The sequence below is a fragment of the Rhodococcus sp. Leaf225 genome (genome assembly GCF_001426145.1).
In the GTDB taxonomy this organism is placed as follows: domain Bacteria; phylum Actinomycetota; class Actinomycetes; order Mycobacteriales; family Mycobacteriaceae; genus Rhodococcoides.
Map to the genome: position 1 here is coordinate 840,206 of NZ_LMRN01000009.1, position 10,067 is coordinate 850,272.

At 66.7% G+C, this 10,067-nt stretch carries 13 protein-coding genes; 11 read left to right on the forward strand and 2 right to left on the reverse strand.

What is annotated here, in order from left to right; all coding sequences use genetic code 11:
- Window positions 1-442 precede the first annotated feature (442 nt).
- The 9 genes from rpsH to map all read left to right on the forward strand — a co-directional run bounded on the left by rpsH (window position 443) and on the right by map (window position 6,078).
- Entirely contained in the window at window positions 443-841 is a 399-nt protein-coding gene (gene rpsH, locus ASG69_RS08290) for a 30S ribosomal protein S8 (protein ID WP_027504667.1), read from the forward strand.
- Between the two features lie 14 nt (window positions 842-855).
- Window positions 856-1,395 carry a 50S ribosomal protein L6 gene (gene rplF, locus ASG69_RS08295; RefSeq protein WP_027504668.1) on the forward strand — a complete coding sequence of 180 codons (540 nt, stop codon included), beginning with the start codon at window positions 856-858 and terminating at the stop codon, window positions 1,393-1,395.
- Window positions 1,395-1,817 carry a 50S ribosomal protein L18 gene (gene rplR, locus ASG69_RS08300; RefSeq protein WP_037184745.1) on the forward strand — a complete coding sequence of 141 codons (423 nt, stop codon included), beginning with the start codon at window positions 1,395-1,397 and terminating at the stop codon, window positions 1,815-1,817. Before rplF ends, rplR begins: the two co-directional genes overlap by 1 nt.
- Before the next feature lie 46 nt (window positions 1,818-1,863).
- Window positions 1,864-2,535 (forward strand): 30S ribosomal protein S5, encoded by a 672-nt coding sequence (gene rpsE, locus ASG69_RS08305; RefSeq protein WP_027504670.1) that lies wholly within the window; start codon window positions 1,864-1,866, stop codon window positions 2,533-2,535.
- Window positions 2,528-2,713 carry a 50S ribosomal protein L30 gene (rpmD, locus tag ASG69_RS08310; RefSeq protein WP_027504671.1) on the forward strand — a complete coding sequence of 62 codons (186 nt, stop codon included), beginning with the start codon at window positions 2,528-2,530 and terminating at the stop codon, window positions 2,711-2,713. Before rpsE ends, rpmD begins: the two co-directional genes overlap by 8 nt.
- Window positions 2,710-3,153: a 50S ribosomal protein L15 gene (rplO, locus tag ASG69_RS08315; RefSeq protein WP_027504672.1), complete on the forward strand. Its 444-nt coding sequence runs from the start codon at window positions 2,710-2,712 to the stop codon at window positions 3,151-3,153. The genes rpmD and rplO overlap by 4 nt, the downstream gene beginning before the upstream one ends.
- A gap of 220 nt (window positions 3,154-3,373) precedes the next feature.
- Window positions 3,374-4,696, forward strand: a complete 1,323-nt coding sequence (gene secY / locus ASG69_RS08320; protein ID WP_027504673.1) for a preprotein translocase subunit SecY — start codon at window positions 3,374-3,376, stop codon at window positions 4,694-4,696.
- Window positions 4,693-5,280 carry an adenylate kinase gene (locus ASG69_RS08325; protein WP_027504674.1) on the forward strand — a complete coding sequence of 196 codons (588 nt, stop codon included), beginning with the start codon at window positions 4,693-4,695 and terminating at the stop codon, window positions 5,278-5,280. Before secY ends, ASG69_RS08325 begins: the two co-directional genes overlap by 4 nt.
- A gap of 3 nt (window positions 5,281-5,283) precedes the next feature.
- The gene (map, locus tag ASG69_RS08330) at window positions 5,284-6,078 is read left to right on the forward strand and encodes a type I methionyl aminopeptidase (protein ID WP_056441857.1); all 795 of its coding nucleotides are present in this window, start codon (window positions 5,284-5,286) and stop codon (window positions 6,076-6,078) included.
- 28 nt (window positions 6,079-6,106) lie between these two features.
- Here map and ASG69_RS08335 read toward each other — a convergent pair whose 3' ends face one another.
- Both ASG69_RS08335 and ASG69_RS08340 read right to left on the reverse strand, forming a co-directional pair.
- Entirely contained in the window at window positions 6,107-7,126 is a 1,020-nt protein-coding gene (locus ASG69_RS08335) for a glutathione S-transferase family protein (protein WP_056441861.1), read from the reverse strand.
- Between the two features lie 9 nt (window positions 7,127-7,135).
- Window positions 7,136-7,852: a GNAT family N-acetyltransferase gene (locus ASG69_RS08340; protein ID WP_056441865.1), complete on the reverse strand. Its 717-nt coding sequence runs from the start codon at window positions 7,850-7,852 to the stop codon at window positions 7,136-7,138.
- A gap of 82 nt (window positions 7,853-7,934) precedes the next feature.
- On the opposite strand from ASG69_RS08340, the gene ASG69_RS08345 reads away from it, so the two are divergent.
- On the forward strand, window positions 7,935-8,525 hold the full coding sequence (locus tag ASG69_RS08345; protein ID WP_056441868.1) for a PadR family transcriptional regulator: 591 nt from the start codon (window positions 7,935-7,937) through the stop codon (window positions 8,523-8,525).
- Window positions 8,522-10,045: an MFS transporter gene (locus tag ASG69_RS08350; protein ID WP_056441871.1), complete on the forward strand. Its 1,524-nt coding sequence runs from the start codon at window positions 8,522-8,524 to the stop codon at window positions 10,043-10,045. The genes ASG69_RS08345 and ASG69_RS08350 overlap by 4 nt, the downstream gene beginning before the upstream one ends.
- Window positions 10,046-10,067: the final 22 nt, after the last annotated feature.

The window sequence follows — 10,067 nt, forward strand, 5'->3', positions numbered from 1 at the left end:
TCCGTGATGCGCACACCCCTCGCCGCAGGCTGCAGAGGGTGTCCGCCCACCGGAACCGGTGCGCACACCCCTCGCAGCACCCCGCGCCGTCCACCCCGAGCCCACCGGAACCGGTGCGCACACCCCTGCAGTACCGGCACCACCCGCCCTACCTGCACCGATTTGGTTCCCGCAGGTCACTCCCTTACACTTGACCGGTTGCCCGGGTACCGTCATGCCTGCATACGACCCGAGCTACTCAGGTTTCTTGCCATGATGCTCGAAACACCCGCCAGTGCTCACGTCTGCACTGGCAGGAGCGCAACCCCTGACCGGCAACAGTCGGTCAGGACAGAACACTTCGCTGTAGGCCCACGACGGGACGAGTCAGGCCCTGCTACCAGGGCACCAGCTCGCACGTGCTGCATGGGAACCGCTGCGAGAAAGGGCCATGAACTCTGTCATGACCATGACCGACCCGATCGCAGACTTCTTGACGCGTCTGCGCAACGCCAATTCGGCGTACCACGATCAGGTGAAGCTGCCTCACTCGAAGATCAAGGCGAACATCGCCGAGATCCTCAAGCGTGAGGGCTACATCTCCGAGTACCGCACCGAGGACGCCGAGGTGGGCAAGACCCTCATCGTCGACCTCAAGTACGGCCCCAGCCGCGAGCGCAGCCTCGCCGGTGTGCGTCGGGTGTCCAAGCCCGGACTGCGTGTGTACGCAAAATCCACCAATCTGCCCAAGGTGCTCGGCGGCCTCGGCGTGGCGATCATCTCCACGTCCACCGGCCTGCTGACCGATCGCCAGGCGGCCAATCAGGGCGTCGGCGGCGAAGTCCTCGCGTACGTCTGGTAAGGGAGGCCACCACTATGTCGCGTATCGGAAAGCTTCCTGTGACAGTTCCCGCCGGAGTCGATGTCACCATCGCCGGCCAGGATGTCACCGTCAAGGGACCCAAGGGCACCTTGAGTCTCACCATCGCCGAGCCGATCACCATCGCCAAGAACGATGACGGATCCCTCTCGGTCAACCGGCCGGACGACGAGCGTCGTAGCCGCTCGCTCCACGGCCTCTCGCGCACTCTCGTCGCGAACCTCATCACGGGTGTGACCACCGGTTACACCACGAAGATGGAGATTCACGGCGTCGGTTACCGCGTGGCACTGAAGGGCAGCGACCTCGAGTTCGCTCTCGGCTACAGCCACCCGGTGCCGATCACGGCGCCCGACGGCATCACCTTCGCGGTCGAGACGCCCACCCGATTCTCGGTCTCGGGTATCGACAAGCAGAAGGTCGGCCAGATCTCTGCCAACATCCGTCGTCTCCGTCGTCCCGACCCGTACAAGGGCAAGGGCGTTCGGTACGAGGGTGAGCAGATCCGCCGCAAGGTCGGAAAGACAGGTAAGTGATGAGCAACTCCGCAGCAACGAAGGGTTCCGACGCGAACCCGAAGCGCATCCCGCTGGGCAAGGACGCCTCCACGCGTCGTCGCCTGTCCAAGACGCGCCGCCACTTCCGTCTTCGCAAGAAGGTCTCCGGAACCGCCGAGCGTCCCCGTCTGGTCGTCAACCGTTCCTCGCGTCACCTCCACGCACAGCTGATCGACGATCTGACCGGCCGCACTCTCGCATCCGCGTCCAGCATCGAGGCCGATGTGCGCGCGACCGAGGGCGACAAGAAGGCCCGTGGCGCGAAGGTCGGCGCTCTCATCGCCGAGCGTGCCAAGGCGGCCGGCATCGAGGCAGTGGTCTTCGACCGCGGTGGCCACGGTTACGCCGGACGCATCGCGGCACTCGCCGATGCAGCTCGCGAAGGCGGGCTGACGTTCTGATGACCAACGCAGCGAAGATTCAGCTCACCAACGGAAGGACAGCCTGATGCCGGGACGTCAACGGCGTGACGGCGGCAGCGGACCCGCCGGAGCCAACGCAGGACCCAATGCAGGCGGAGGTGACAACCGCGGCGGAGACAACCGTGGAGGTCGCGACCGTCGCGACTCGCGGGGCGGCAACGCTCCCGAGAAGAACAACCTCGAGCGCGTCGTCGCGATCAACCGCGTCTCCAAGGTCGTGAAGGGTGGTCGTCGCTTCAGCTTCACCGCCCTCGTGATCGTCGGAGACGGCAACGGTCTGGTCGGCGTCGGCTACGGCAAGGCCAAGGAAGTTCCGGCCGCCATTCAGAAGGGTGTCGAGGAGGCTCGCAAGAGCTTCTTCCGCGTCCCGCTGATCGGTAGCACGATCACGCACCCCGTCCAGGGTGAGGCTGCGGCCGGTGTGGTCATGCTGCGCCCGGCAAGCCCCGGTACCGGTGTCATCGCCGGTGGCGCGGTGCGTGCCGTGCTCGAGTGTGCAGGTGTCCACGACATCCTCGCGAAGTCGCTGGGTAGCGACAACGCGATCAACGTCGTGCACGCCACCGTTGCGGCTCTCAAGAGCCTGCAGCGTCCGGAAGAGGTCGCGGCTCGTCGTGGTCTGCCGATCGAGGACGTCGCTCCCGCCGGCATGCTGCGCGCTCGCGCCCAGGCAGCAGCAGGAGCAGCTCATGGCTGACCTCAGAGTGACCCAGATCAAGAGCACCATCGGTCAGAAGAAGAACCAGCGTGACAGCATTCGCACGCTGGGCCTCAAGAAGATCCGCCAGTCGGTGATTCGCGAGGACACCCCGCAGACCCGCGGGCTGATCAACGTGGTGCGTCACCTCGTCGTCGTTGAGGAGGTCACCAAGTGACCATCAAATTGCATCATCTTCGCCCCGCACCGGGTTCGAAGAGCGCGAAGATCCGCGTCGGTCGCGGTGAAGGCGGAAAGCGCGGCAAGACCGCAGGTCGTGGCACCAAGGGCACGGGCGCTCGTAAGAACGTCCCGGCCGGCTTCGAGGGTGGCCAGATGCCGATCCACATGCGGCTGCCGAAGCTCAAGGGCTTCACCAACCGCAACCGGGTCGAGTACCAGGTCGTGAACCTGGTCGACATCGAGCGACTGTTCCCCGAGGGTGGCGAGATCTCCAAGGACGATCTGGTCGCCAAGGGTGCGGTGCGCAAGAACCGTCTCGTCAAGATCCTCGGCGACGGCGACCTGTCGGTGAAGGTGTCCATCACCGCCGACAAGTTCACCGGCAGTGCCAAGGAAAAGATCAACGCAGCCGGCGGATCCGTCACCGAGTTGTGAGTTCGGCGGCCCGCCCACTCGACGAGTGAGCGGGCCTCCGGCAGTACGGACCGATGGCCGTGGTACGACTCTCGTGCTGCGGCCATCGGCCGTTCGGTGCCACGGTGAGTGGTTGTCCGGCTCGGCCCGGGCTGCGCACTCCGCGGCGCTGTTAGAGTTCGACGGGGTGCCAGTGCGCCCCGACCATCTCCCTCGTTAGTCACCCCGTCCAGGAGGATCGTTGCTTTCCGCCTTTGTGTCGGCCCTCAGGACACCTGACCTGAGACGGAAGATCCTCTTCACTCTCGGCCTCATCGCTCTGTACCGCTTCGGCGCGACGCTGCCGTCGCCCGGTGTCGACTACGGCAACGTCCGTCAGTGCATCGACCAGGTTTCGGGCGGCGACTCCGCCGGCATCTACTCGCTGATCAACCTGTTCTCGGGCGGCGCTCTGCTGCAGCTGTCCGTGTTCGCGATCGGCATCATGCCCTTCATCACCGCGAGCATCATCGTCCAGCTCCTCACCGTGGTCATCCCGCGGTTCGAGGAACTCCGCAAGGAGGGCCAGGCCGGCCAGGCGAAGATGACGCAGTACACGCGCTATCTCTCCATCGCTCTGGCGATCCTGCAGGCCACGGGTCTCGTCGCGCTCGCCTCGCGCGGGCAGCTGCTCCAGGGCTGCAACCTCGACATCATCGCGGACTCGTCCATCTTCGGACTGGTCACCATCGTGCTGGTCATGACCGCGGGTGCTGCCCTGGTCATGTGGTTCGGCGAGCTCATCACCGAGCGCGGCGTCGGCAACGGCATGTCGCTGCTCATCTTCGCAGGCATCGCCTCGCGCATCCCGTCCGAGGGCAAGTCGATTCTCGACAGCCGCGGCGGCATCGTCTTCGCGCTCGTCTGCCTCGCCGCTCTCGCCATCATCATCGGCGTCGTCTTCGTCGAGCAGGGCCAGCGCCGCATCCCGGTGCAGTACGCCAAGCGCATGGTCGGCCGCCGCATGTACGGCGGCTCGTCCACCTACCTGCCGCTGAAGGTCAACCAGGCCGGTGTCATCCCGGTGATCTTCGCGTCATCGCTGCTGTACCTCCCCAATCTCATCGCCCAGCTGACCAATGCCAGCACGGCGGCGGATCCGAGTTGGTGGCAACGCGCCATCAACACGTATCTGGTGAACCCGGCGAACCCGGTGTACATCGCGATCTACTTCGGCCTCATCGTCTTCTTCACCTATTTTTACGTCGCCATCACGTTCAACCCCGAGGAACGTGCCGACGAGATGAAGAAGTACGGCGGATTCATCCCGGGCATCAGGCCGGGACGTCCGACGGCCGACTACCTCAATTTCGTTCTCAGTCGCATCACGCTGCCCGGTGCCATCTACCTCGGCACCATCGCTGTGCTTCCCAACCTGTTCCTCGACATCGGTAACTCCGGTGGCGCCCAGAACCTGCCCTTCGGCGGAACCGCGGTGCTCATCATGGTGAGCGTGGGACTCGACACGGTGAAGCAGATCGAAAGCCAGCTGATGCAGCGCAACTACGAAGGGTTCCTCAAGTGAGACTCGTCCTCCTCGGTCCTCCCGGAGCAGGCAAAGGTACGCAGGCGACGCTGCTGTCGGAGAAGCTGGGAATTCCCCACGTCTCGACGGGCGATCTCTTCCGCGCGAACATCGGCCAGAAGACGCCCCTGGGCATCGAGGCCAAGAAGTACCTCGACGCGGGCGACCTGGTCCCGAGTGCGCTGACCGTGGACATGGTGCGCGACCGTCTGGCGGAGCCCGACGCCACCAACGGCTTCATCCTCGACGGCTTCCCGCGATCGACCGATCAGGCAGACTCCCTCGCCTCCATCCTCGAGGACGCGGGCACGACGCTCGACGCCGTCGTCTCCTTCGTCATCGACGAGGACGTCGTGGTCGAGCGCATGCTCGCCCGTGGGCGGGAGGACGACAAGGAGAGCGTCATCCGGAATCGGATGAAGGTCTACCGCGACGAGACGGCTCCGCTGCTCGAGTACTACAAGAGCCATGGTCGCAGCGGGCAGGCCGAAGGCCGGTCGGGACTACTCGTGACCGTCGACGCCGTCGGCGAGGTCGAGGACGTCAACAAGAAGGTCATCGACGCGATCCAGGGCGACGACTGACCCATGGCTTTCGGACGTAAGCGCAAGGTGGTCCCGTTCCGCAGCGCCGGTGAGCTCGATGCCATGGCTGCGGCCGGGGCCGTCGTGGGCGCCGCTCTCGTCGCGGTGCGCGACGCGGCGAAGCCCGGCGTGTCCACGCTCGAACTCGACGCCGTCGCCGAGTCGGTGATTCGCGCCGCCGGCGCGGTGCCGTCGTTCCTCGGGTACCACGGCTTCACGGGCAGCATCTGCAGCTCGATCAACGATCGCGTCGTGCACGGCATCCCGAACTCGTCCGACGTGCTCGCCGAAGGTGACCTCATCTCGATCGACTGCGGCGCCATTCTCGACGGCTGGCACGGCGACTCCGCCTGGACGTTCGGTGTCGGTGCCGTCATCGAGGCAGACGAGCAGCTGAGCGAGGCCACTCGGTTGTCGATGGAGGCCGGTATCGCCGCGATGCTCCCGGGCAACCGCCTGACCGACGTCTCGCACGCCATCGAGCAGGGCACGCTGGCCGCCTCGGCGGCGCACGGACGTACCTACGGCATCGTCGACGGCTACGGCGGCCACGGCATCGGCCGCGAGATGCACATGGAGCCGTTCCTCGCCAACGAGGGTGCGCCGGGCAAGGGCCCCGAGCTGGTGGTGGGGTCGACGCTCGCCATCGAGCCTATGCTGACACTGGGCACCCACGAGACCCGCGTGTTGGACGACGACTGGACCGTGGTCACCACGGACGGATCGCGATCCGCGCACTGGGAGCACACGGTCGCCGTCACCGAGGACGGGCCGAGGATTCTCACTCTGCGTCCCTGACGCAGATCCTTCCGACCCGTCCGGGTCGTCAGGCCCAGTGCTCGGCCGGAACCTGCTCCGACTCCTTCGGCGGCGGCGGGGGAGTGCCGTCTCCGAACGGCCTGCCGCCCAACGCTTCCCGGCCGTGTGGGCTCAACCAGCTCGACAGGTCCGGCCCCTTGGGCACGATGCCGGTCGGGTTGATGTCGGTGTGCACCTCGTAGTAGTGCGACTTGATGTGCACGAAGTCCGTGGTGTCGCCGAATCCCGGTGTCTGGAACAGGTCTCGGGCGTAGGCCCACAGCACCGGCATCTCGGAGAGCTTGCTCCGGTTGCACTTGAAGTGGCCGTGGTAGACGGGATCGAACCGCGCCAGCGTCGTGAACAGACGGACGTCGGCTTCGGTGATGGTGTCGCCCACCAGGAATCGCTGGTTCTCGAGACGGTCGCTCAGCCAGTCCAGTCGCGCGAAGAGAGCGTCGTACGCCTTCTCGTACGCGCTCTGGGAGCCGGCGAAACCGCACTTGTAGACGCCGTTGTTGACGTCGTGGAAGATCAGTTCCGCCACCTCGTCGATCTCGCCGCGCAACGCTTCCGGGTACAGGTCGGGTGCGCCCTCACGGTGGTACCGCGTCCACTCCGTCGAGAAGTCGAGCGTCATCTGCGGGTAGTCGTTGGTGACCACCTCGCCCGTCGACACCTCCACCATGGCGGGCACGGTGATCCCGCGTGGGTAGTCGGGGAAGCGCGCGAGGAACGCGTCCTGCAGACGTGGGATCTTCAGCACCGGGTCGAGGCCGTCCGGATCGAGATCGAAGGTCCAGCTCCGCTTGTCGTGGGTCGGTCCGCACACTCCCATCGAGATGGCGTCCTCGAGACCCAGGAGCCGACGCACGATGATGGCGCGGTTGGCCCACGGGCAGGCGCGGGCCACGACGAGGCGGTAACGACCGGGCTCCACCGGGTAGCGCGACGACGGATCGTCGACGATGCGGTCCTCGATGTAGTTCGTGTCGCGGTCGAAGCCGCCCTTCTCCACGTAGGACGGGGTACCGCTGTCGGTGCTCATGGTCGTAACTTACCCGGGGTCGGTCAATTCCATCCCGATGTGCACTCCCAGTTCGGTGAAGCCGAGCGAGAGGCCGAACAGCCGGGCGGTCGCGTTGTCCATCGGCACCGACCACTGCGGCACGAGTCCCGCGTCGATGGCCTCGTTCGTGGCCAGCCGTGCGGCGGTCGAGCCGTACCCCCGCCGGCGTCGTGACGGCACGGTGACCGCGACGGTGTCGGCGAGGAAGCCGCGCCACTCGACGTACCCGGCAGCGGCCGCGGGGAGAGCGTCGTCCTCACCGTCGGCGTCGTCGAACACCGTGAACCACGAGTCGACGCCGACCGCGCGGATCCCGGTGGCGTCGTCGGGAGGCACCAGTGCGAGGACGCGGTCCACATCGTGCCCGTCGTGGGAGATCAGAGGGTGTTCGACGCGCACGTCGTCGCGACTGTCGTCGAGGAAGGCGAGGACCCGTGGTCCACCGCAACGACCCCGGCGCTGTCCCGCGAGCTCGGCGAGACCGTCCCGCGTCGCGAGCACGTCGTTGCCCAGTGCCTCGGCGCGGTCGAGGATGTCGCCGGGTCCGACCAGGACCGCGTGGCCGTCCAGGACGACGAACGTGAGGCGGGTCGCGTCGTCGTCGACCACGTGCAACCGCTCCGCGTCGTCGAGCGAGGCGTCGTCGGGAAGACCCAGTTCTCGCGCCCAGGCGAGACGGACGATGTCGATCTGGTGGGAGTTCATCGCCGTCCACGCTAGCGCCGCTTGTGGCGACCATGCTCGGCGCCGTATATTCCAAGCGGAATATACGGGCGAGGGGATCGACATGGAACGCGTGACACCGCTGGCCATCGCCGTGCTCGCGTGCCTGTTCGAGCGGCCGATGCACCCGTACGAGATGTATCAGCTCCTGCTCGAGCGCAAGGACGACCGACTGCTCAAGGTACGTCCGGGGTCGCTCTACCACGCGGTCGACCGCCTGGCGGAGCGTGAGCTGATCGTGGCGGTCGGCACCGAACGGGAAGGTAATCGGCCCGAGCGCACCACCTACTCGGTGACCGACTCGGGTCGGGCGGCTCTGTCGGACACCCTGCGTACTCTCCTGGCGGAACCCACGCCCGAGTACTCGCAGTTCACCCTCGCCTTGTCCGAGTCGCACAACCTCCCCGGGCCGGAGGTCGCGACACTCGTCCGTACCCGTATCGCTCTGCTGGAGAAGGATCTCGACGAGATGCGCGTCATCGATGCGATGGCCGTCGATCGCCACGTTCCCCGGCTCTTCTCCGTGGGCCTCGACTACACCCTCGCCCTGCGCGAGGCCGAACTCACCTGGCTCCGGGCCTTCGTCGACGACATCGACTCCGGACGTCTCCCCTGGCTGGACAGCATTCTCACCGAACGACAGGACCACCGATGACCAGCACCACCAGCCCGGCCGTGAAGGAGGCGTCCCCCTGGATCGCGCTCTGGACCCTGTGCCTCGGCTTCTTCATGATTCTCGTGGACACCACCATCGTCGCCGTCGCGCAGCCGGCGATCCTCGAGGGTCTGCAGACCGACATCTCGAACGTCATCTGGGTGACCAGTGCGTACCTGCTCGCGTACGCGGTACCGCTCCTCGTGACCGGCCGTCTGGGCGACCGGTTCGGGCCGAAGAACCTCTACATCGGCGGGCTCGTCGTCTTCACTCTCGCCTCGCTGTGGTGTGGCGTCTCGGGGTCGATCGAGATGCTCATCGCCGCGCGCGCCGTGCAGGGCCTGGGCGCCGCGATGATCACGCCGCAGACCATGGCTGTCATCACCCGCATCTTCCCCAAGGACAAGCGCGGTGCCGCGATGGGCGCCTGGGGCGCGGTCGCCGGCGTCGCGACCCTGGTGGGTCCGCTGCTCGGTGGCGTGCTGGTCGACGCGTTCGGGTGGGAGTGGATCTTCTTCATCAACCTCCCCGTCGGTGTCGTCGCCATCGCACTGGCCGTCACGTTCGTGCCGACGCTCCCCACCAACGACCACAAGTTCGACATCCCCGGCGTCGTGCTGTCCGCCGCCGGCCTGTTCTTCATCGTCTTCGGTCTGCAGGAGGGTCAGAAGTACGACTGGAACGGGTGGATCTGGACCTCCATCGCCGTCGGCGTGGTCGTCTTCGCCGCGTTCATCGTGTGGCAGTCGCGCAACCGCAACGAGCCTCTGGTGCCGCTCGGGTTGTTCCGCGACCGGAACTTCTCGCTCAGCAACATCGGCATCGCGGCCATGGGCTTCGCGATGACGGGCATGATGCTGCCGATCATGTTCTACGCGCAGAGCGTCACCGGACTGACGCCCACGCGTTCGGCCCTGCTGTTCGTGCCGATGGCGGTGCTCACCGGCGTGCTCGCGCCCAACGTCGGCCGTCTGGTGGACCGCGTGCACCCGCGCTACATCGCCGGTACCGGCCTGACCCTGCTCACCGTCGCCCTCGTCTGGCTCGCGATGGAGATGACACCGACCACGGCGATCGTCCGGCTCCTCATGCCCATCGCACTGATGGGTGTGGCCAACGCGCTCATCTGGTCTCCGCTCGGTGCCACGGCCACCCGCAACCTGCCGATGTCGCAGGCCGGCGCGGGCAGCGGTGTCTACAACACCACCCGCATGATCGGGTCCGTGCTGGGCAGTGCGGGTATCGGCGTGCTGATGCAGTCCCGCATCTCCGCCGAGGTGCCGTTCGCCGGTGCGGCCGGCGCGTCGGGCGAGCTGTCCACGGGCCGGGTGCCCGCACAGGTGGCGGAACCGTTCGCCACCGCGCTCGCCCAGTCGCTGTACCTCCCGGCCGCGGTCCTGCTGGTCGGAGCGATCGCGACGCTCTTCTACGCGCGCCCCAACTTCGGTGGGCACGGGGCTGCGGTTCCGGATCCGTCGGTCGAGGCGAGTGTTCCGGCCGGGACGACGCCCGTCCGCTGAGGCGAGGAGGCCGGAGAACGAG

What these genes read in the sequence shown, in the direction of transcription:
- ASG69_RS08340 (WP_056441865.1), bottom strand. Translation starts at nt 7,852, where the DNA reads ATGAACTCCCACCAGATCGACATCGTCCGTCTCGCCTGGGCGCGAGAA.
- rpsE (WP_027504670.1), top strand. Translation starts at nt 1,864, where the DNA reads ATGCCGGGACGTCAACGGCGTGACGGCGGCAGCGGACCCGCCGGAGCC.
- rpsH (WP_027504667.1), top strand. Translation starts at nt 443, where the DNA reads ATGACCATGACCGACCCGATCGCAGACTTCTTGACGCGTCTGCGCAAC.
- ASG69_RS08335 (WP_056441861.1), bottom strand. Translation starts at nt 7,126, where the DNA reads ATGAGCACCGACAGCGGTACCCCGTCCTACGTGGAGAAGGGCGGCTTC.
- rpmD (WP_027504671.1), top strand. Translation starts at nt 2,528, where the DNA reads ATGGCTGACCTCAGAGTGACCCAGATCAAGAGCACCATCGGTCAGAAG.
- rplR (WP_037184745.1), top strand. Translation starts at nt 1,395, where the DNA reads ATGAGCAACTCCGCAGCAACGAAGGGTTCCGACGCGAACCCGAAGCGC.
- map (WP_056441857.1), top strand. Translation starts at nt 5,284, where the DNA reads ATGGCTTTCGGACGTAAGCGCAAGGTGGTCCCGTTCCGCAGCGCCGGT.
- ASG69_RS08345 (WP_056441868.1), top strand. Translation starts at nt 7,935, where the DNA reads ATGGAACGCGTGACACCGCTGGCCATCGCCGTGCTCGCGTGCCTGTTC.
- ASG69_RS08350 (WP_056441871.1), top strand. Translation starts at nt 8,522, where the DNA reads ATGACCAGCACCACCAGCCCGGCCGTGAAGGAGGCGTCCCCCTGGATC.
- rplF (WP_027504668.1), top strand. Translation starts at nt 856, where the DNA reads ATGTCGCGTATCGGAAAGCTTCCTGTGACAGTTCCCGCCGGAGTCGAT.